A 20,828-nucleotide genomic window follows, 5' to 3' on the forward strand; every position below is an offset into this window, starting at 1 on the left:
CGAATCGATCATGGCAAGAGATGAGATCCGGCCATCCCAATCTTCGGAGGAAGCCCCAAAAAGACCTACCCGACCGAGCTGTAGGCCACTACGCCCCGAAGCAGCGCGTCCACGGCCTTACGGGCATTTCGCGCCACCGTGCTCCCGCCCTCCGAAGACGGCGGAGCCGAGGAGGACGGTGCCGCCGCGGCCACCTGCCCCAGCACGTCGATGACCTGCTTGCACCAGCGCACGAAGTCGCCGGCCGGCATCTCCGCCTCGCGCAGCACCTCGTCCAGGCTCTTGTCGGAGGCCCACTGGTACGCCGCCCACGCGAAGCCGAGGTCCGGCTCGCGCTGGCCCACGCCCTCCGCCTGGTTGATGCGGTGCTCCTCCTCCAGCGCGTCGAGCCGGCCCCAGATGCGGACCATCTCGCCGAGCGCCTCCTTCGCCGCGCCCCCCGGCACCTTCGGGGCGACCGCGTCGTCGGACTGGCGCGCCTCGAAGACCAGCGCCGAGACGCAGGCGGCCAGTTCGGCCGGGCTCAGGCCCTCCCAGACACCGGCGCGCAGGCACTCCGACGCCAGCAGGTCGAGCTCGCCGTACAGCCGGGCGAGGCGCCGGCCGTGCTCGGTGACCTCGTCCTCGCGCAGGTAGTCCAGTTCGGTCAGCAGCGCGTGGATCCGGTCGAAGGTGCGGGCGATGGTGTTCGTCCGCCCCTCGATGCGCCGCTCCAGCTGCTGGGTGTCCCGCTTGAGCCGGTGGTAGCGCTCCGCCCAGCGGGCGTGGTCCTCGCGCTCGTCGCAGCCGTGGCAGGGGTGCGCCCGCAGCGCCGCGCGCAGCCGGGTGATCTCCCGGTCGTCGGCGGCCGCCGCCCGGCCCCTCTTGTGCCGGTCGGGCGCGATGTGCCCGGCCTTGGCGCGCAGCTGGGAGGCCAGGTCCCGACGGGACTGCGGAGAGCGGGCGTTGAACGTCTTGGGGATCCGCATCCGCTCGATGGCCTCGACCGGGACCGGGAAGTCGATCGCGGCGAGCCGCTTGACCTGCCGCTCGGCGGTGAGCACCAGCGGGCGCGGGCCCTCGGTGTACTCGTGCCCGCGGTGCCCGTTGGACCGCCCCGCCGGCACACCCGGGTCCAGGACCAGGGCGAGCCCGGCGAACTTGCCGGTCGGCACGTGGATGACGTCGCCCGGCTTGAGCCTCTCCAGCGAACCGGCCGCCTGCACCCGCCGCTGGGCCGCGCCCTGCTTGGCCAGGTCGGTCTCGCGGTCCTTGAGGTCGCGGCGCAGCTGCGCGTACTCCTCGAAGTTGCCGAGGTGGCAGGTCATGCCCTCCCGGTAGCCCTCCAGGCCCTCCTCGTTGCGCTGCACCTGACGGGAGATCCCGACGACCGAGCGGTCGGCCTGGAACTGCGCGAAGGAGGTCTCCAGCAGCTCGCGCGAGCGGTGCCGCCCGAACTGCTGCACGAGGTTGACGGCCATGTTGTAGGAGGGCTTGAAGCTGGAGCGCAGCGGATACGTACGGGTGCCCGCGAGCCCGGCGAGTGCCGCCGGGTCCATGCCGCGCTGCCACAGCACGACCGCGTGACCCTCGACGTCGATGCCGCGCCGCCCGGCCCGGCCGGTGAGCTGCGTGTACTCACCGGGGGTGATGTCGGCGTGCTGTTCGCCGTTCCACTTGACCAGCTTCTCCAGGATCACCGTGCGCGCGGGCATGTTGATGCCCAGCGCGAGGGTCTCGGTGGCGAAGACGGCCTTGACGAGGCCGCGTACGAACAGCTCCTCGACGACCTCCTTGAAGGTGGGGAGCATGCCCGCGTGGTGCGCGGCGATGCCCCGCTCCAGCCCTTCGAGCCACTCGTAGTACCCCAGGACGTGCAGGTCCTCGGTGGGGATGGAGGCGGTCCGCTCCTCGACGATCTCGCGCACCTTCAGCCGGGCGGAGTCGTCGTTGAGCCGCAGGCCCGCGAACAGGCACTGCTGGACGGCGGCCTCGCAGCCGGCCCGGCTGAAGATGAAGTTGATGGCGGGCAGCAGCCCGTCGTTGTCCAGGCGGGCGATGACCTCGGGGCGGCCCGGGGTCCAGATGCGGCTGCGGGAGCGCCGCTCGCGCTCGCGGTCGGCCTCGCGGACCATCTTTCCGCGCCGCCGGTCCTTCGGGTTGTACGTGCGGCTGTTCTCCTCGCGCGCCATGCGCAGCAGGTCGGGGTTGACCTCCCGGCGGGCGGAGCCGCGGCCGCCGTGGTCGGACTCCTCCTCGAAGAGGTCGTAGATCCGCCGGCCGGCCATGACGTGCTGCCACAGCGGTACGGGCCGCTCCTCGGAGACGATCACCTCGGTGTCGCCGCGCACGGTGTCCAGCCAGTCGCCGAACTCCTCGGCGTTGGAGACGGTGGCGGACAGGGAGACCAGGGTCACCGACTCGGGGAGGTGGATGATCACTTCCTCCCAGACGGCTCCGCGGAACCGGTCGGAGAGGTAGTGCACCTCGTCCATCACGACGTAGCCGAGGCCGCGCAGCGACTGCGAGCCCGCGTACAGCATGTTGCGGAGCACCTCGGTGGTCATCACGACCACGGGCGCCTCGGAGTTGACGCTGTTGTCGCCCGTCAGCAGGCCCACCTTGTCGGCGCCGTAGCGCTTGACGAGGTCGGCGTACTTCTGGTTCGACAGGGCCTTGATGGGTGTCGTGTAGAAGCACTTGCGGCCCTGTCGGAGGGCAAGGTGCACGGCGAACTCGCCGACGATCGTCTTGCCCGAGCCGGTCGGGGCGGCCACCAGCACGCCCTTGTCGGCCTCCAGTGCCTTGCAGGCCTCGACCTGATAGGGGTCCAGGTCGAATTCGTACAGCTCGCGGAAGGGGGCCAGGGCGGTGGCCTCTTCGGCGGCGCGGATCCGGGCAGCGGCGTACCGCTCGGCGGGGGAGAGTTCTTCGGTCATCTTGGTATCGAGCCTACCCGCCACCTCTGACAACAGTCGCGATCATTTAAGTGAGCAGGCGCAGCGCCCCGGGTACGCATTCGGCGGTCACCGGCAGCGGTCCGAGCGGCTCGCCGTCCGCGTAGGCGGTGATCCCGGCGGCCTCCAGGGTCACCTTCGCGGCGCGGTGGACGGTCACCTTCGGGTGGCTGAGGTGGGTCCCCTTGTAGACCTGCGGGAAGACCTTGAGGAGGGTGGCGCGGCTGCAGTCGCCGACGACCGTGATGTCGAACAGGCCGTCGTCGGGTACGGCGTCGGCGCAGATGCGCATCCCGCCGCCGTAGGAGGACCCGTTGCCGACTGCCACCAGCGTGGCCTCGGTCTCGATCACCGCGCCGCCGTCCAGGGTGATCCGGTACGGGAAGGGCTCGAAGGCGGCCAGCTCGGCGACCATGGCCAGGTCGTACTTGAACCGGCCCGCCGGCAGCCGCATCCGGTTGCCCCGGTCGTTGACCCGCGAGTCGAAGCCCGAGCACAGCACGGTCCCGTACCACTTGCCGGCCGCACGCCCCAGGTCGATCTCCCGGATCCGGCTCTCCTTGAGGGACTCGGCGGCCAGCCGGCCCGCCTGCGCGGGTTCCCGTACGGGCAGGCCGAGCGCGCGGGCGAAGTCGTTGCCGGTGCCCACCGCGACCACTCCGAGCGGCACCAGCGTCCCGGCCAGCGCCTGGAGCGCGAGGGAGACCATGCCGTCGCCGCCGACCGCGATCACCGCGCCGGTGCCCTCGCGCACGGCGGTCCGCAGCCGGGCCAGCGCGTCCTCGGCGTCGGTGCCGACGACCGTCCGTACGCAGAAGCCCGCGGCCCGCAGAGCGGAAGCGGCCGGCTGCGCGGCGTGCGCGCCCCGGCCGCGTCCCGCGGTGGGATTGACGAAGAGGGTGATCTCAGCGCTCACCCACCGGAATGTACCTGTCAGGTCGCGTCGTCGTAACCGTTGATCCGGTGCCGGCTCCCGTCGGCCTGCTCGGGCAGCGCGCCGGGCGCCGCCACCGTCTCGACGTCGCCGAGGTCGGAGGGGGTCAGGTCGAGCTGGGAGGCCTCGTCGTCGTCGAGGCCGGCGTCGGGGTTGTTGCGCTTGCGCCTGCGGTCGTTGACGAGGCACACGCCCAGCGCGAGGAAGTACAGGGCCACGATCGGCGAGGCCAGGGTCAGCATGGTGATCGGGTCGCCGGTGGGCGTCGCGAAGGCGGCGAAGACCGTGATGCCCAGGACCATGGCGCGCCACCAGCCGGCGAGGCGCTTGGCGGTGAGGACGCCGGTGAAGTTCAGCAGCACCAGCATCAGCGGCAGCTCGAAGGCGATGCCGAAGACCACGACCATGCGCGTGACCAGGTCGAGGTAGTCGTCGACCGGCAGCAGGTTCTTGACGTGGTCGGGCGTGAAGCCGAGGAGGATCTCCGCCGTCTGGGGCAGGATCTTGTACGCGAGCACGGCGCCGGTCAGGAACAGCGGCGCGCCGACCGCGACGAAGCTGAGCGCGTACTTCTTCTCGCTCCTGTGCAGGCCCGGGGCGGCGAACGCCCACAGCTGGTAGAGCCAGACCGGGGCCGAGAGCACGATGCCGGCGGACAGGCCGACCTTCAGCGCGATGGAGAACGGGGCGGTCAGACCGCTGGTGGTCATCTCGGCGCAGGGCGCGCCGTTGCGCTGGACGGTGGCGCCGTTGACGCAGCCGACGGAGCTGAGCATGGGCTCCAGCAGGAAGTCGATGATCGGCCGGTAGTAGACCGCCGCCACGATGGTGATGACGAGAATCGCCAGTACCGACTTCAGCAGGCGGTTTCTCAGCTCACGCAGGTGCTCGACGAGAGGCATCCGCCCTTCGGCGTCCTTCGCCTTCTGGTCCTGCTTCCCCTGCTTGCGGGCAGACTTGAGCAACCCACGTCCCTTGTCTCGTTGCAGATGACTGGCGCGCCGTGACCGGCCGTTGTCAGCTCTTGGTGGTGTGGTTCGGCTCGCTCACCGGGCGGGCGCTGGTGACGTCACCGGGCGCGGCCTGGATGGTGCGGGGGGCGACCGGCTGCTGCGGGGCGGCGTCGGCGACCGGGGACGCGGCGGCGTCGTCCGCCTCGCCGTCCTTCTTCATCGCCTTGGCCTCGCTCTTGAGGATGCGGGCCGACTTGCCGAGCGAGCGGGCCATGTCGGGGAGCTTCTTGGCGCCGAACAGCAGCACGATGACAGCGATGATCAGAAGGATCTCAAGGGGCTTCAGATTGCCGATCATGTGTGTCTTCCTTCTCACCGAAACGGCTGGTTGTGGTGGCCGGGCGGCCCGGACCCAAGATCCGGTGGCCGCTCTGACAAGGATCGTAACCCCCGGGGGTTAACGCCAGGCAATCCCCCGGGGTCTCCCTGCTTGCGCGGCAGTCCGACAGTACGACTGTTGCTCCACCATTGCTACGGCCGTGCGGCCCGGCCCGCGCGCGCCAGGTCGCCCGCCGCCCGCTCCAGGTCGCCCGAGGCGTCCGTGATCCGGCGGCTGGCGTCCGCGACCTGCACCGACAGCCGCCGCACCTCCACGAACACCCGCACCGCGAGGACGGCGAGGACGGCGAGCCCGAGGAAGCCCAGGGCAATTGCGAACATCGGCCACAGCATGGGAAGAGCCTAGGCCACCACCCGTCTCAGATGCTGCGCAGGGTGCTCACGCCACCACCGGTCAGCAGCTCCACGATCCGCTCACCGGCCGGTTTGCGTACGGAGGCACCGCACTCGGGGCAGGTGAAGGAGTAGAAGGTGGTGCGCCTGCTGCCGCCGATGGCCAGGCGCAGGGCGCCGGCGTCCAGCTCGAAGCGGGCTCGGCAGTCGGGACAGGCCGCCTTGAAGGCGACCGGTGTCCCGGATGTCCCTGGTGTCCCGGACGTTGGCGACATCGCTCGGCGCTCCCCTCAGCCCTGTTCCCCGTATCCCGCCAGTGCTTCCCGCGCCGCCTGCCGGGCGCTGTCCGCCAGCTCCACCGGCGCCACGATGCGCCCCTCGCGGCCCAGGCGCAGCGCGAGCCGGCGCAGCGAGGCCGGGTCCGGGCTGCGCAGGGTGATGCGCAGCCCGCCGTCGGCGAGCTCCTCGGCGCTGTCGTGCGGGTAGTACTCCGCCACCCAGCGCCCGCCCGGGCCCACCTCGACCACGACCTCCGGGTCCTCGGCGGCCGGCTGGACGAGCCCCTCGGACAGGTCGCGCGGCTCGATGGCGGGCGGGTCGGCCCGCTCGTCGAGCAGCCTGATCTCGGCCACCCGGTCGAGGCGGAAGGTGCGCCGGGCCTCGGAGAGGTGGCACCAGCCCTCCATGTAGGTGTGCCCCACGGCGAAGAGCCTGATCGGGTCGACCCGGCGCTCGGTGAGCTCGTCGCGCGCGGGCGAGTAGTAGCGCAGCCACAGCCGGCGGCGCTCGGCGATGGCCCGGTCCACGTCGGCGAAGACCCCGCCCTCGGACTCGAAGGTCACCGACAGCCGGGAGCTGGCGCCGGCGACCTCGCCCGCGGCGGCCTCCAGCTTGGCGGTGGCCCGCAGCAGCGCGTCCCGGTCGCTCTCGCGCAGGCCGGGCAGGGTGGCCACGGCGCGGGCGGCGACCAGCAGCGCGGTCGCCTCGTCGGCGGCCAGCCGCAGGGGCTCGGCGGTGGACTCTCCCGAGGCGTCGGGATTGCGCCACCAGATGCGCTCCCCGTCGGTGTCGATGTCGAGCAGGTCCCCGCCGCGGAAGCTGGTCCCGCACATGGGCAGCACGTCGAGGTCCGAGATCAGCTCGTCCTCGGTGATCCCGAAGGCGCGGGCGACGTCGGCGACGTGCGCGCCGGGGCGCTCGCGCAGGTACGTCACCAGGGACAGCATCCGGCGCGTCTGGTCGATGGCGTTGGCAGCCATGCTGGTACGTCTCCCCCTCAGGGCGTTGCTACTGATGTTGCGGTCGGGTCAGCCCTTGGCGACGGCACGCAGCCGGTCCACCACGTCGGCCCGCAGGTCGGCGGGGTCCAGCACCACGACGTCCGGGCCGAACTCCACCAGCCAGGCGTCCAGTCCGTGCCCGTAGGGGATCTCCAGCTCGTCCCAGCCGTCGCCGCCCTCGCGCACGGCCGTGGCCTTCGCCCGCAGCGGGTAGCCCGCGCCGGCGCGCAGCCGGATGACCGCGGAGCGGTCGGCGCTCTCCCCGGCCCAGCTCGCCACGGTCTCCCGTACGGTCACCACGTCCGGGACCTCGGCGGTGTACTTGGCGGCGCGGGAGCGGACCTTGCCGGTGATCCGGGACAGCCGGAACACGCGCTCCGCCCCGCGGTCGCGGTCGTATCCGGCCAGGTACCAGTGGCCGCGCCAGCATTCCAGCGCCCACGGCTCGACCTGGCGGGTCTCGGGCCGGGCGGCGGTGGACTTGCGGTAGTCGAAGACCACCGGCCGGCGGTCCCGGCAGGCCAGCATCAGCGGCTCGAAGGCCGCCTCGTGGACCGGGATGCGCGGCTCGATTGCGCTGTGCTGGCCCTCGTACGGGTCACCGGCCTCGGGCATCCCGCCCGCGCGCAGCTTCTGCAGGGCGCCGCTGGCCGCACCGGCGAGGCGGGCCTGCTGCCAGACCTTGGCCGCGAGCCCGAGGGCGGCGGCCTCCTCGGCGTCCAGGGACACGGGCGGCAGCCGGTTGCTGTCACGGCGGGCCAGGTAGCCCGTCTCCCCCTCCAGGTTCTCCACCGTCTCGATGACCAGGCCGAGTTCACGCAGATCGTCCTTGTCCCGCTCGAACATGCGGTTGAAGGACTCGTCGTTGCCGGCTTCCATGTAGGCCTCGATGGAACCGCGCAGTTCGCGCTTGCTGAGCGGCCGGCGGGTCCCCAGCAGACACAACGCCAGATTCATCAGCCGCTCGGCCTTGGCAATCGCCATCGACGCCAGTCCCCCGTTGCTCGACGTACACACTCGTGACCGTTGACCGTACCGCCCCGGCGGTCTCCGGCAAAAGCGAGGGGCCCCCGCCGAACGGCGGGGGCCCCTGCACTGATCGCGGATGTCCGGATCAGCCGACCTTGACCAGGTCGCAGACGAAGATCAGCGTCTCGCCCGGGGCGATCGCGCTGCCCGCGCCGCGGTCGCCGTAGGCGAGGTGCGCGGGGATCGTCAGCTTGCGGCGACCGCCCACCTTCATGCCCTGGACACCCTGGTCCCAGCCGGAGATGACCTGGCCGACACCGAGCTGGAACTGCAGCGCGGAGCCGCGGTTCCAGGAGGCGTCGAACTCCTCGCCGGTGGAGAAGGCCACGCCCACGTAGTGGACGGAAACCCGGTCGCCGGCCTTGGCCTCGGCGCCGTCGCCCAGCCAGATGTCCTCGGACACGAGGTCCTTGGGGGCCTCGCCCTCGGGGAAGTCGATCTCGGGCTTCTCGAGCTTGTCGCTCACGGAACTGCTCCTCATACGTACGAAACGGTCAACCGGAACAGTCTTACACCACGGCGAGGATGTCGAGGCTGAAGACCAGCGTGGAGTTCGCCGGGATGGTGCCCTGCTCCTTGTCGCCGAAGCCCTGGTCCGGCGGGATGACGAGAAGGATGCGGCTGCCGACCTTCTTGCCGACCAGGCCGTCCTTCAGGCCCTTGACCGAGAGCTGCTCCATCGGCCAGGTCACCGTCGTGTCCGACGTGTACGTGCTCTCGAAGGTCTTGTCGTCCTTCCACGTCTTGCCGTTGAACTTGACCACGACGTTGTCGGTGTCCTTGACGACCGCGCCGTCGCCCTCCAGGACGTAGTCCGAGACCAGCTTGGCCGGCGGCGTCACGTCCTTCGGGACGGCCACGGAGACTTCCTTGCCGTCCGTGTTCGTACCGATCTTGGGCAGGTCCTTGTTGTCCTGCGCGACCTCCTTGCCCTTGGCGGAGGCAGGGATGGTGGTGCCCTTGACGATGTCCACGACGAAGACCAGCGTGGCGTTCGGCTTGATCTTGTCGCCCGAGCCCTTGTCGCCGTAACCGAGGTCCGGCGGGATCACCAGCTCCAGACGGCTGCCGACCTTCTTGCCCTCCAGGCCCTGGTCCCAGCCCTTGATGACCTGGCCGGCACCGATGGTGACCTCGAACGGCTTGCCCTTGCCGAAGCTCGCGTCGAACGGCGTCGTACCGTCCCACACCTGGCCGAGGTAGTTGACCTGGGCGATGTCGCCCTTCTTCAGCGCCGGGCCGTCGCCCTCGCTGATGGTCTCCACCTTCAGTTCCTTGGGCGGTTCGCCCGTCCCCTTCGACAGGGTGGGCGTCTCCCCGAACTTGGCGCCCTTCGTGATCGCGGGCACCCCGTTCTTCATCTGGGCGGAGTCGGAGCCGCTGTCACCACAGGCTGCTGTCGACAGCAGCAGAAGGGGTACGACAAGCAGGCCGGCAAGTCGGCGCACGTGTTCCTCAGATCTCAGACGGCTGGACGGTCGTCGCCACTCTAAGCCGTGCACAGGGCCTCGTACGAGATCCGTACGAGGCCCTGGGCCAGATCAGTGCGATGTCACATCGCGCCACGTGTGCATCACCAGCGGCGCGCTACATCCCCGCGATGAGCTTCTCCACCCGGTCGTCCACCGAACGGAACGGGTCCTTGCACAGCACCGTGCGCTGCGCCTGGTCGTTCAACTTCAGGTGCACCCAGTCGACCGTGAAGTCCCGGCGCTGCTCCTGGGCCCGCCGGATGAAGTCCCCGCGCAGCCGCGCCCTCGTGGTCTGCGGGGGCACCGACTTGCCCTCGAAGATCTTCAGGTCGTTGCAGATCCGCGCCGCCTGCCCCTTGCGCTCCAGCAAGTAGTACAAGCCGCGCCGACGGTGGATGTCGTGGTACGCGAGGTCTATCTGAGCCACCCGCGGGTTCGACATCGTCATGTTGTGCTTCGCCCGGTACCGCTCGATCAACTGGTACTTCATCACCCAGTCGATCTCGGTGCCGATCCGGTCCAGGTCCTCCGCGTCGATCGCGTCCAGGGTCCGGCCCCACAGCTCCAGCACCTGGTCCACCACACCGGTCCGGATGCCCCGGCGCTCGGCGAAGTCCACCGCCTTGTCGTAGTACTCCCGCTGGATCTCCAGCGCCGACGCCTCCCGGCCGCTCGCCAGACGCACCTTGCGCTGACCGGTGATGTCGTGGCTGACCTCGCGGATCGCCCGGATCGGGTTCTCCAGCGTCAGGTCACGCATCACCGTGCCCGCCTCGATCATGCGCAGCACCAGGTCGGTGGCCCCGACCTTGAGCAGCATCGTCGTCTCCGACATGTTCGAGTCGCCCACGATGACATGCAGACGGCGGTAGCGCTCCGCGTCCGCATGCGGCTCGTCCCGCGTGTTGATGATCGGCCGGGAACGGGTCGTCGCGGAGCTGACGCCCTCCCAGATGTGCTCGGCCCGCTGGCTCACGCAGTAGACCGCACCCCGCGGCGTCTGCAGCACCTTGCCCGCACCGCAGATCAACTGCCGCGTGACAAGGAACGGAATCAGGATGTCCGCCAGGCGGGAGAATTCTCCGTGTCGGGCCACCAGGTAGTTCTCGTGGCAGCCGTAGGAGTTGCCCGCCGAGTCGGTGTTGTTCTTGAAGAGGTATACGTCGCCCGCGATTCCCTCCTCGTGCAGGCGGCGTTCGGCATCGACGAGCAGGCCTTCGAGAATGCGCTCGCCGGCCTTGTCGTGCGTGACCAGTTCGGTCACGTTGTCGCATTCGGGAGTTGCATATTCCGGATGCGAACCCACGTCGAGGTAGAGGCGGGCGCCGTTCCGCAGGAAGACATTGCTGCTGCGGCCCCATGACACAACACGGCGGAAGAGGTAGCGCGCCACTTCGTCAGGAGACAGTCGGCGCTGTCCCCTGAACGTGCACGTGACGCCGTACTCGTTCTCCAGCCCGAAAATGCGGCGGTCCATGACTGAACATTACGCCTTCTGCCCTCTTCTGAAACCGGGTTCGCCGGTGCCGTTTCGATCAATTACCGACGAGCCGCTCCGACGGCACCCCCGACACACCCTCCGCCGAACCCGCCACCGCACGACTGCGACCCGCCGTCGCCAGCACCCTCTGAGTGGCCGTCAGCACCACCAGCGCCGCCACCCCGGCGAAACTCGCCACCGCGAAGCTCGTCGCCGTACCACCCAGCTCCACCGCCGGCCCGGCCGCCGCCGTACCGATCGACGCCCCCACCCCGAAGAACGTCACCAGCCAGGAGAACGCCTCCGTCACCGTGCCCGCCGGAGCATGCCGGTCCACCACGATGAACGCACACGCCAGCGCCGGCGCCAGGAACACACCCGACAGCGCCGCCAGCGCCGTCATCGCCACCGGACCCGGCGTCAGCATCAGCGGCAGGTAACCCAACGCCAGCAGCGCCACCAGCATCCGCAGCCGCCGCTCCGGCGCACCGGCCCACTGCCGCGCACCATAGACCACCCCGCCGATCAACGCGCCCAGCCCCAGCGCCGCCATCAGCCAGCCGTACACCGCCTGGTTCCCGTGATCATCCGCATACGCCACCGCCGCCACGGCGATCGAACCCAGCGCCATACCCACGAAGAAGAAGGCACCGAGCAGCGCCAGCAGCCCCTTGGAACGCAGCGCCCCCAGCCAGTGCGCCTCGCGCGGCTCCGACCGCCAGCTGCGCGACGGCTCGCTGACCACCACCGACAGCGCGCCCAGCACCCCGATCGCATTCAGCGCCAGCAGCGCCCCCGCCGGCGACCACAGCGACACGAACAGCGTCACCAGCAGCGGACCGACCGTGAACATGACCTCCTGCGCCACCGCGTCCATCGCGTACGCCGCGTGCACCCGCTCCTCACGGCCGCCCAGCACCCCCGGCCACAGCGCCCGCAGCCCGCCCTCCAGCGGAGGCGTGAACAGCCCGGCGATCACCACCGCCGAATAGGCCGGCAGCGCCGACCCCGTACCCGCCAGAGCCAGCCACACCATGCCCAGCGCGGACACCACCGCCGCCGGCAGCTGCACCCGCGGCTGCCCGAACAGATCCACGGCCCGCCCGAGCAACGGCTGCCCGATCGCATTGGCCAGCCCGTACGAGGCGGCCAGCGCCCCCGCGAGGCTGTAGCTGCCGCCCTCGGCCCGCGTGAACAGCACGATGGCGATGGCCGCCGTGCCGTTGGGCAGCCGGCCTATGAGCGTCCCCACCAGCAGCCTCGCGGCGTGCCGGGTCCTGAGCAGCTCCGCGTAACCCGCGGCCATGTCCGCCCCCTTCTGCCCGGACCCCGCCGGGAGTAACCTAGGTAATACGTATAACTTGACCAGTCATACGTACCATGGCCACAGGCCGCCGGTCCAACCGACGACCCCCCGACGACCCCCCGCCACCCCCCTGACCACCCGCTTCGGGAGCCACCTGTGACCAGACCCACCAGCCGCGACGTGGCCGCCGCCGCCGGGGTCTCCCAAGCCACCGTCTCCCTCGTCCTCGGCGACAAATGGCACGGCCGCGTCTCCCAACGCACCGTCACCCTCGTCCGCGAAGCCGCCACCCGACTCGGCTACCGCCCCAACCTCGCCGCCCGCAACCTGCGCCTCGGCTCCACCCGCACCGCCCTCCTCGTCGTCCCCGCCCTCACCAACGAATTCTTCGCCCGCGTCTACACCGGCGCCGCCCGCATCGCCGCCGAACACGGCTTCGGCGTCGTCCTCTACCCCTCCCCCGACGGCACCGGCCCCGCCCGCGACCCCTTCGCCTCCGCCCGCGCCGCACTCGACGGAGTCATCGCCTCATCCATGGCCGCCCGCGCCCTCGAAGCCATCGGCGGCGACGGACTCCCCCTCGTCATGCTCGACAGCGACCCCGCCTCCGACCGCGCCGCCGCCCACGTCAACCTCGCCGTCGCCGACGGCATGCGCCAGGTCACCGAACACCTCCACGCCCTCGGCCACCACCGCTTCCTCCACCTCGCCTCCGACATCGACACCTGGACCTTCCAAGCCCGCGCCCAGGCCCTCACCGCCCTCCTGGGCCCCCACGCCGACCTGCGCACCGTACGAGCCCCCCTCAGCGTCGACAGCGCCCGTACGGCCATGGAAAGCGCCCTGGCAACCCCCGCGACCCGCCCCACCGCCGTCATCTGCGACGACGACATCCTCGCCGCCGGCGCCTGCAAAGCCGCCCGCCGCCTCGGCCTGCGCGTCCCCGACGACCTCTCCGTCACCGGCTTCGACGACCTCGCCCTCGCCACCGCCGTCGAACCCGAACTCACCACCGTCAGCCTCCCCGCCGAACGCATCGGCGAACAAGGCATGACCGCACTCCTCGCCGTCCTCGAAGGCACCCCCTGGACCGCCCCCGACATCCCCGTACAACTCGTCGTCCGCGGCTCCACCGGACCCGCCCGCTGACACGACGAAGCCCCGGCCCGCCGAAAACGGCAGACCGGGGCCAACGCGCCGGACAGGACCTACTCGGCCTCGTCCTCCGGAGCCTCGTCGTTCGACACGGCATCCGCCTGCACCGCCGCCGGAACATCAGCCTCCAGCAGCCGCGACAACTGCCGACCCCGGATCCGCTTGAACTTCCGCTGCTGCGCACGCGTCCGGTCCAGCACCGCAACCTCCAGCCGCTCGGCCGGAATCGCCTTCTCCGCACCGTTCGCCTGGCTCGACAGCGCCTGCACCGCCAGCTTCAACGCCTCCGACAGGGTCATCCCGTCCTGGTGGCGCTGATCGAGGAACGTACTGATCTGCTCGGCGTTGCCGCCCACCGCGACCGACCCGTGCTCATCCACGATCGACCCGTCGTGCGGCAACCGGTAGATCTGGTCGCCCGCGGCGGTCGCCCCGACCTCGGCGACGACCAGCTCCACCTCGTACGGCTTCTCACCGGCACTCGAAAAGATCGTGCCGAGCGTCTGCGCGTACACGTTCGCCAACCCACGGGCCGTCACATCGTCACGGTCATAGGTGTATCCGCGCAGATCGGCATAGCGCACCCCGCCGATCCGCAGGTTCTCGTACTCGTTGTACTTGCCGGCGGCCGCGAAGCCGATCCGGTCATAGATCTCGCTGAACTTGTGCAGCGCACGGGACGGGTTCTCACCGACGAACACGATGCCGTCGGCGTACTGCAGCACGACAAGGCTGCGACCGCGGGCAATGCCCTTCCGGGCGTATTCCGCCCGGTCGGCCATGGCCTGCTGGGGTGACACATAGAACGGAGTCGACACCGGCTGTCCGTCCCTTTCTTCTGGGCTCCTGAGGAACGGCGGATGGTCAGAGGAGGGCGGCGCGCGGACCGTCGGGCTGCTCCAGCCGGCGGTCGGTGACCGTACGGGCGAGGTCCTGCGACTGCTCGTCGGTCAGCCTGCGGAAGCCCTCGTCGGTGATGACGGTGACGATCGGGTAGATGTGCCGGTACAGGTCCGGCCCACCCGTCGCCGAGTCGTCGTCCGCGGCGTCGAACAGCGCCTGGACGACCAGCGTGGTGGCCTGCTCCTCCGTCAGATCGGGGCGGTAGAGCTTCTTCATCGAGCCGCGCGCGAAGATCGAGCCGGAACCGGTGGCGGCGAAGCCGTGCTCCTCGGAGCGGCCGCCGGTCACGTCGTAGGAGAAGATCCGGCCCTTCTCCTTGCCCTCGTCGTAACCCGCGAAGAGCGGTACGACCGCCAGCCCCTGCATCGCCATGCCCAGATTGCTCCGGATCATGGTCGAGAGCCGGTTGGCCTTGCCCTCCAGGGAGAGCGTCGCGCCCTCCACCTTCTCGAAGTGCTCCAGCTCCAGCTGGAACAGCTTGACCATCTCCACGGCCAGGCCGGCCGTACCGGCGATGCCCACCGCGGAGTACTCGTCCGCCGGGAACACCTTCTCGATGTCCCGCTGCGCGATCATGTTCCCCATGGTCGCCCGCCGGTCACCGGCGAGCACGACCCCGCCGGGGAAGGTGGCGGCCACGATGGTCGTCCCGTGCGGCGCCTCGATGACCCCGTCCGGCAGCTTGCGGTTGCCGGGCAGCATCTCGGGCGAGTGCGCGCCCAGGAAGTCCATGAAGGACGACGACCCCGGCGTCAGGAAGGCTGCCGGTAGACGCCCTGTGCTACGAGTGTTGGGTTCCACAGGTTTCCTTCCACATAAGCGGCTGCACGCCGTATGACGTCCGGCCGATCCTTGAACTGCCCCAAGGCTGCGTTACAGCTGAAGCACAGTACGCCTCGGACCTTACCCGTCTGATGATCGTGATCCACGTGCTCCGCCGGACCCACTCGGCAGAGTAAGCAGACTCCGCCTTGAGCGCCGATCATCTCGTCGCGCTCGGCCTCGGTGATCCCGTACTTCCGTTTGAAGTAGCTCGCCCGGTTCCGCTGCGCCCGGCACATGCGGCAGTAGCTGGACCACCCGTCGGATGTGGTCTTGTTCGGTTCCCATTCCGAGTGAGGCTTGATCTCCTCGCATTGGGGGCACCGCTTGTGACCGGGCGGTACGGGAACCTTCTCCCGCACCGTCCGACCCTTCGCTTCCTGGCGCGCTTTGTAGTAGGCCGCTGCGCACGTACGGCAATACGACTGCAAGCCGTCGGCTATGGAGCGATTGCTCGCGTATTCCGTTCGCGGCTTGTCCTGCTTGCATCGCGAGCACCGCTTCGTGACCTCGGACAACTACACCAACGCCCCCCACCTTCGATCCGAAGGTCAAATGGCCTACTGGCCACCCTTCTGAACGAACGACCTCACGAAATCCTCAGCATTCTCCTCGAGCACATCATCGATTTCGTCGAGGACGGAGTCGACGTCGTCGGAGAGCTTTTCCTGGCGCTCCTTGAGGTCGGTCGATTCCTCGACCGCCGCCTCCTCGACCTCCTCGGTCGAGCGCTGCGCCTTCTGCTGTCCGCCGCCGGTGTCCTTGGTCGCCATGTCTACCTCACCCCGCTCGGTTCGCACGCTCACGTCGAGAGATCCCGCGAATTCGGGATCCCTCAAGATCAGACCCTACGTCGGACCCTACAAGGAGGGTCCGACATCCGTCCCCGTACTTTCATTAACGTCCGGCTGTCTTCATGATTCCCGGGCCGGAGGCCTTTCAGCCCCGCTCAGCGCCCCGAAAGCACCCGCACCAGGTCCTCCGCCGTGCGGCAGCGGTCCAGGAGCTCCTTCACGTGCGCCCGCGTGCCCCGCAGCGGCTCCATCGTCGGGACCCGCTGGAGCGAGTCGTGCCCCGGCAGGTCGAAGATGACCGAGTCCCACGAGGCCGCGGCCACGTCATCGGCGTACTGCTCCAGGCAGCGCCCCCGGAAGTACGCCCGGGTGTCCTCCGGTGGCTTGCTCTGGGCCCGCTCCACGGCCGGCTCCTCCAGCAGCCGCCGCATCTTGCCGCGGGCCACCAGACGGTTGTACAGGCCCTTCTCGGGCCGTACGTCCGCGTACTGGAGGTCCACCAGGTGCAGCCGGGCCGCGTCCCAGCCGAGTCCGTCGCGCCTGCGGTAGCCCTCCAGGATCTCCCGCTTCGCGATCCAGTCCAGCTCTCCCGACAGGCTCATCGGGTCGCTCTCCAGCCGGCCCAGTACGTCCTCCCAGCGGAGCAGCACGTCCTTGGTCTGCTCGTCCGCGTCGGAGCCGAAACGCTCCTCCACGTACTTCCTGGCCAGCTCGAAGTACTCCATCTGCAGCTGCACGGCCGTCAGGGTCCGCCCGCTGCGCAGCGTGATCAGGTGCTGGAGGTCCGGGTCGTGGGAGACCTGGTGCAGGGTGCGCACCGGCTGGTCCACGGCCAGGTCGACGTTGATGAACCCGTCCTCGATCATGGACAGGACCAGGGCCGTCGTGCCGAGTTTGAGGTAGGTGGAGATCTCGGAGAGGTTGGCGTCGCCGATGATCACGTGGAGGCGGCGGTACTTCTCCGCGTCCGAGTGCGGTTCGTCGCGGGTGTTGATGATGGGTCGCTTGAGGGTGGTCTCCAGTCCCACCTCGACCTCGAAGTAGTCCGCGCGCTGGCTGATCTGGAAGCCGTGCTCGCGTCCGTCCTGGCCGATGCCCACGCGGCCGGCGCCGGTGACGACCTGCCGCGAGACGAAGAAGGGGGTGAGGTGGCGCACGATGTCCGAGAAGGGGGTCTCCCGCTTCATCAGGTAGTTCTCGTGCGTGCCGTAGGAGGCGCCCTTGTTGTCGGTGTTGTTCTTGTAGAGGTGGATCGGCTGGGCGCCGGGCAGTTGTGCCGCCCGTACCGCCGCCTCGGCCATGATCCGTTCGCCGGCCTTGTCCCAGAGCACGGCGTCCAGCGGATTGGTGATCTCCGGCGAGCTGTACTCGGGGTGCGCGTGGTCGACGTAGAGCCGTGCGCCGTTGGTGAGGATCACGTTGGCGAGGCCGATGTCCTCGTCGGTGAGCTGGCTGTTGTCGGCGGCCTCGCGGGCGAGGTCGAAGCCGCGGGCGTCCCGTAGTGGATTCTCTTCCTCGAAGTCCCAGCGGGCGCGTCGCGCCCGGTGCATCGCCGCCGCGTAGGCGTTGACGATCTGGGACGAGGTGAGCATGGCATTGGCGTTCGGGTGCCCGGGGACGGAGATCCCGTACTCCGTCTCGATCCCCATTACTCGCCGTACGGTCATGCGGCCCTCCTTGCCCGGCGGCGCTCCCGTTCGGGGGCGGCGCTCAAGTACCGCTGGTGCTCCGGTGCGTCTGGTGCGGTGTCCGTCCCCGCACTGCGCGACCGGCGGTACGGAAGAGCCTAGAACCACTCCGCGCTGGTGGGGAGATCATTTCAGTCATTGACTTTGCCTTGTCACCGGCTGAAAAAGGCAGTCGGTAAAGCAGTCGGCTGCGGGTGCCCCGGTCGGGGCACCCGCAGCCGCCCCGCTTCGTCAGAGGTACTGACCGGTGTTGGCCACCGTGTCGATGGAGCGTCCGGTGTCCGCGCCCTGCTTTCCGGTGACGAGTGTGCGGATGAATACGATCCGCTCGCCCTTCTTTCCGGAGATTCGGGCCCAGTCGTCGGGGTTGGTGGTGTTCGGCAGGTCCTCGTTCTCCTTGAACTCGTCCACGCAGGCCTGGAGGAGGTGGGAGACGCGGAGGCCCTTCTGGTTGTGCTCGAGGAAGGCCTTGATCGCCATCTTCTTCGCACGGTCCACGATGTTCTGGATCATGGCGCCGGAGTTGAAGTCCTTGAAGTAGAGGACTTCCTTGTCGCCGTTGGCGTACGTGACCTCGAGGAAGCGGTTTTCCTCGGTTTCGGCGTACATCTGCTCGACGACGGTCTGGATCATGCTGTGGACGGTGCCGGCCGGCGAGCCCGAGTGCTCGGACAGGTCGTCGGTGTGCAGGGGCAGCGAGACCTTGAGGTACTTCGCGAAGATGTCCTTCGCGGCCTCGGCGTCCGGGCGCTCGATCTTGATCTTCACGTCGAGCCGGCCGGGGCGCAGGATGGCCGGGTCGATCATGTCCTCGCGGTTGGAGGCGCCGATGACGATGACGTTCTCCAGGCCTTCCACGCCGTCGATCTCGGCGAGCAGCTGGGGGACGATGGTGTTCTCGACGTCCGAGCTGACTCCGGATCCGCGGGTGCGGAAGAGGGATTCCATCTCGTCGAAGAAGACGATGACGGGGGTGCCCTCGCTCGCCTTCTCCCGGGCACGCTGGAAGACGAGGCGGATGTGCCGCTCGGTCTCGCCGACGTACTTGTTGAGGAGTTCGGGGCCCTTGATGTTCAGGAAGTAGGACTTCCCGGCGGGCTGGCCGGTGACCTCGGCGACCTTCTTGGCAAGGGAGTTGGCGACGGCCTTGGCGATGAGCGTCTTGCCGCAGCCGGGCGGGCCGTAGAGCAGGATGCCCTTCGGGGGCCGCAGTTCGTGTTCCTTGAAGAGGTCGGGGTAGAGGTACGGGAGCTCGACCGCGTCGCGGATCAGCTCGATCTGGTCGCCCAGGCCGCCGATCTTGTCGTAGTCGATGTCGGGGACCTCTTCGAGGACGAGGTCCTCGACCTCGCTCTTGGGGACGATCTCGTAGACGTAGCCGGAGCGGGGTTCGAGCAGCAGGGAGTCGCCGGGGCGGATGGTGACGTCCAGGAGCGGCTCGGCGAGCCTCACCACCCTCTCCTCGTCGGTGTGCCCGACCACCAGGGCGCGCTCGCCGTCCTCGAGGATCTCCTTGAGGGTGACGATGTCCCCGGCCCGCTCGAATTCCATGGCTTCGACCACGTTGAGCGCTTCGTTGAGCATGACCTCCTGGCCGCGCCGGAGGTCTTCCGGCTCGACGCTGGGGCTCACGTTCACGCGGAGCTTTCGGCCGCCGGTGAAGATGTCGACGGTGCCGTCCTCGTTCGCCTGAAGGAAGACACCGAAGCCGGCCGGCGGCTGTGCGAGCCGGTCGACTTCCTCCTTGAGGGCCACGATCTGGTCGCGGGCTTCGCGGAGGGTATTGGCCAGGCGCTCGTTTTGTGCGGAGACGCCGGCCAGGTTTGTCTGGAGCTCGACGATCCGCTCTTCGAGAATCCTCGTGTGTCGCGGAGAGTCGGCGAGCTTACGTCGCAGGACGGCGATTTCCTGCTCGAGATAGGCAACCTGACCGGCGGGGTCCTCAGACCCTCGCCCCGGCCGGATGCCGCGGTTGATGTCGTCGTCGTGGGCTGCCACGGTCCTCACCTCCTCCAAGGGGAGCTGGACGCTTCCTGACCCTACCTGGGCTGGTGGTGATTGAAACCCCTAGATCACAAAGACGGTAGAGGTGTGTCCGATCTTCACCCTTGCGTACTCCCTCACGCCAAGGAAATACCCACCCATCAACATCGGAAAGCAGCCGGTTGTAAGGTCGAACTGTTCAACACCCGCCGGAGCTCGCGCGACTTGCTGCGAGTTGTGTCCGGGATGGATCACTCAGGGCAGGGAAGTGCAGGAGATATGACCGTGCAGCAGGAGGCTCCCACGAGCGGTGCCGGCGGGGCCGGAGAACCGCTCGAGGTGTGGATCGACCAGGACCTCTGCACCGGTGACGGCATCTGCGTGCAGTACGCCCCGGAGGTGTTCGAGCTGGACATCGACGGTCTGGCGTATGTGAAGGGCGCCGACGACGAGCTGCTGCAGGAGGCGGGGGCGAGTACTCCGGTTCCGCTGGTCCTGCTCCAGGACGTGGTGGATTCGGCGAAGGAATGCCCGGGTGACTGCATTCACGTAAGGCGCGTTTCGGACAGGGTCGAGGTCTTCGGTCCCGACGCGGAGTGACGGTTCAAACACTTCCTGAGCCGGAGTCCGTAAGCTCCTGGCGGAATTTCCCGCCGCTCCAGAGCCACTTGGCGAGCTGCTTCTTGTCGGGGCAGCAGCGTGGGACCTCGGGTCCGGAGTAGCCGAGGAGACTCGCGGTGATGGTCCGGTCGCGGATGGTGAGGTCGGTGGCGGTCTGGCGCCGGGCGGTGTCGAGCAGGGTGGCGACCACGCGGGGCGGCGCGCCTTCGGCCTTGTCGCGGGTGAGTACGTAGATCGCGTGCGGCGGGGTTCCGGAGCCTGCTTCGCAGCGGACGGCGGCGACCGTCTCGGGGCGGCCGTCGCCGTCGAGATCGCCTTCGGCGGTGGCCGTGACGGTCTGCGGGGCGCCCTTGCAGTCCAGGGGGTAGGTGACGGCGTGGGCGTCGGGTGCGGTGGCCTGTGGGCCGCTGTGGGGCCCCGTGGGGGCTCCGGTGGCCGCATCGGGTTGGAGGAGTCCCGCGCCGGCTATGACGGCGGCCATGGCGGAGGCCGTGGCGAGCCAGTGGATGGGCCTGGCGTGGTTGTGCGCCAGGGTTTCCAGGGTGGGCGTCAGCTCGGCGGGGCTGTGCAGCACGCGGGGTGTCTCCTGTGCGAAGGGTGACGGGGAGCCAGCATCGTGCCACACCTCACACGGAGGTGGAACGGCCGGGTCCGCAGCCGGCGGCCCGGCTTCCCCGACAACGAAAAGGCGCTGTGGCGCAGTTCCCGGATCGTGCGGGGAACTGCGCCACAGCGCCTTC

General features: G+C 69.3%; 20 protein-coding genes and 1 pseudogene. 2 read left to right on the forward strand and 19 right to left on the reverse strand.

All coding sequences use genetic code 11. The features are described from left to right. Positions 1-65: 65 nt before the first annotated feature. From ACZ7GJ_RS15345 to ACZ7GJ_RS15400, 12 genes and pseudogenes are all read right to left on the reverse strand, one after another. Positions 66-2,918 carry a DEAD/DEAH box helicase gene (locus ACZ7GJ_RS15345; RefSeq protein ID WP_470751955.1) on the reverse strand — a complete coding sequence of 951 codons (2,853 nt, stop codon included), beginning with the start codon at positions 2,916-2,918 and terminating at the stop codon, positions 66-68. 46 nt (positions 2,919-2,964) lie between these two features. Then, positions 2,965-3,852, reverse strand: a complete 888-nt coding sequence (locus ACZ7GJ_RS15350) for a diacylglycerol kinase (protein ID WP_470751956.1) — start codon at positions 3,850-3,852, stop codon at positions 2,965-2,967. A gap of 17 nt (positions 3,853-3,869) precedes the next feature. Continuing rightward, on the reverse strand, positions 3,870-4,835 hold the full coding sequence (tatC, locus tag ACZ7GJ_RS15355) for a twin-arginine translocase subunit TatC (RefSeq protein WP_470751958.1): 966 nt from the start codon (positions 4,833-4,835) through the stop codon (positions 3,870-3,872). 52 nt (positions 4,836-4,887) lie between these two features. Beyond that, positions 4,888-5,181 (reverse strand): Sec-independent protein translocase subunit TatA, encoded by a 294-nt coding sequence (tatA, locus tag ACZ7GJ_RS15360; RefSeq protein WP_470751959.1) that lies wholly within the window; start codon positions 5,179-5,181, stop codon positions 4,888-4,890. A gap of 173 nt (positions 5,182-5,354) precedes the next feature. Then, positions 5,355-5,555 (reverse strand): hypothetical protein, encoded by a 201-nt coding sequence (locus ACZ7GJ_RS15365; protein WP_470751960.1) that lies wholly within the window; start codon positions 5,553-5,555, stop codon positions 5,355-5,357. A 26-nt stretch (positions 5,556-5,581) separates the two neighbouring features. Further along, positions 5,582-5,830: a CpXC domain-containing protein gene (locus ACZ7GJ_RS15370; protein ID WP_365918009.1), complete on the reverse strand. Its 249-nt coding sequence runs from the start codon at positions 5,828-5,830 to the stop codon at positions 5,582-5,584. A 15-nt stretch (positions 5,831-5,845) separates the two neighbouring features. Next, positions 5,846-6,814, reverse strand: a complete 969-nt coding sequence (locus ACZ7GJ_RS15375) for a helix-turn-helix transcriptional regulator (RefSeq protein WP_470751962.1) — start codon at positions 6,812-6,814, stop codon at positions 5,846-5,848. Positions 6,815-6,862: 48 nt separating this feature from the next. Next, positions 6,863-7,819 carry a helix-turn-helix transcriptional regulator gene (locus ACZ7GJ_RS15380; protein WP_470751964.1) on the reverse strand — a complete coding sequence of 319 codons (957 nt, stop codon included), beginning with the start codon at positions 7,817-7,819 and terminating at the stop codon, positions 6,863-6,865. Between the two features lie 130 nt (positions 7,820-7,949). After that, positions 7,950-8,345, reverse strand: coding sequence for an FKBP-type peptidyl-prolyl cis-trans isomerase (locus ACZ7GJ_RS15385; RefSeq protein ID WP_470751966.1), 396 nt, complete (start codon positions 8,343-8,345; stop codon positions 7,950-7,952). A gap of 28 nt (positions 8,346-8,373) precedes the next feature. Continuing rightward, a complete protein-coding gene (locus ACZ7GJ_RS15390) occupies positions 8,374-9,312 on the reverse strand; it encodes an FKBP-type peptidyl-prolyl cis-trans isomerase (protein ID WP_470751968.1) in 939 nt (312 codons plus the stop codon). A gap of 139 nt (positions 9,313-9,451) precedes the next feature. Continuing rightward, complete coding sequence (gene pafA / locus ACZ7GJ_RS15395) at positions 9,452-10,813, reverse strand: Pup--protein ligase (RefSeq protein WP_030016332.1); 1,362 nt, start codon at positions 10,811-10,813, stop codon at positions 9,452-9,454. A 9-nt stretch (positions 10,814-10,822) separates the two neighbouring features. Continuing rightward, positions 10,823-12,122, reverse strand: a pseudogene (locus tag ACZ7GJ_RS15400) (MFS transporter). 156 nt (positions 12,123-12,278) lie between these two features. On the opposite strand from ACZ7GJ_RS15400, the gene ACZ7GJ_RS15405 reads away from it, so the two are divergent. After that, positions 12,279-13,271: a LacI family DNA-binding transcriptional regulator gene (locus ACZ7GJ_RS15405; protein WP_470751969.1), complete on the forward strand. Its 993-nt coding sequence runs from the start codon at positions 12,279-12,281 to the stop codon at positions 13,269-13,271. A gap of 59 nt (positions 13,272-13,330) precedes the next feature. Here the strand turns inward: ACZ7GJ_RS15405 and prcA are convergent, their stop codons facing one another. From prcA to arc, 6 genes are all read right to left on the reverse strand, one after another. After that, positions 13,331-14,095 carry a proteasome subunit alpha gene (gene prcA, locus ACZ7GJ_RS15410; RefSeq protein WP_470751970.1) on the reverse strand — a complete coding sequence of 255 codons (765 nt, stop codon included), beginning with the start codon at positions 14,093-14,095 and terminating at the stop codon, positions 13,331-13,333. 46 nt (positions 14,096-14,141) lie between these two features. Beyond that, positions 14,142-14,981, reverse strand: a complete 840-nt coding sequence (gene prcB, locus ACZ7GJ_RS15415) for a proteasome subunit beta (RefSeq protein WP_470751971.1) — start codon at positions 14,979-14,981, stop codon at positions 14,142-14,144. Beyond that, entirely contained in the window at positions 14,933-15,241 is a 309-nt protein-coding gene (locus tag ACZ7GJ_RS15420; RefSeq protein WP_470752148.1) for an endonuclease VII domain-containing protein, read from the reverse strand. The genes prcB and ACZ7GJ_RS15420 overlap by 49 nt, the downstream gene beginning before the upstream one ends. Before the next feature lie 321 nt (positions 15,242-15,562). After that, a complete protein-coding gene (locus tag ACZ7GJ_RS15425; RefSeq protein WP_133898495.1) occupies positions 15,563-15,775 on the reverse strand; it encodes a ubiquitin-like protein Pup in 213 nt (70 codons plus the stop codon). A gap of 176 nt (positions 15,776-15,951) precedes the next feature. Continuing rightward, positions 15,952-17,463, reverse strand: a complete 1,512-nt coding sequence (dop, locus tag ACZ7GJ_RS15430; RefSeq protein WP_470751973.1) for a depupylase/deamidase Dop — start codon at positions 17,461-17,463, stop codon at positions 15,952-15,954. A 252-nt stretch (positions 17,464-17,715) separates the two neighbouring features. Beyond that, the gene (gene arc / locus ACZ7GJ_RS15435) at positions 17,716-19,482 is read right to left on the reverse strand and encodes a proteasome ATPase (RefSeq protein WP_470751975.1); all 1,767 of its coding nucleotides are present in this window, start codon (positions 19,480-19,482) and stop codon (positions 17,716-17,718) included. Between the two features lie 264 nt (positions 19,483-19,746). Here arc and ACZ7GJ_RS15440 point away from each other — a divergent pair, with 264 nt between their 5' ends. Beyond that, complete coding sequence (locus ACZ7GJ_RS15440) at positions 19,747-20,067, forward strand: ferredoxin (protein WP_470751977.1); 321 nt, start codon at positions 19,747-19,749, stop codon at positions 20,065-20,067. Positions 20,068-20,071: 4 nt separating this feature from the next. Here ACZ7GJ_RS15440 and ACZ7GJ_RS15445 read toward each other — a convergent pair whose 3' ends face one another. Further along, positions 20,072-20,662, reverse strand: coding sequence for a hypothetical protein (locus tag ACZ7GJ_RS15445; protein WP_470751979.1), 591 nt, complete (start codon positions 20,660-20,662; stop codon positions 20,072-20,074). Positions 20,663-20,828 lie beyond the last annotated feature (166 nt).

It is taken from the genome of Streptomyces sp. NPDC037242 (assembly GCF_055604165.1).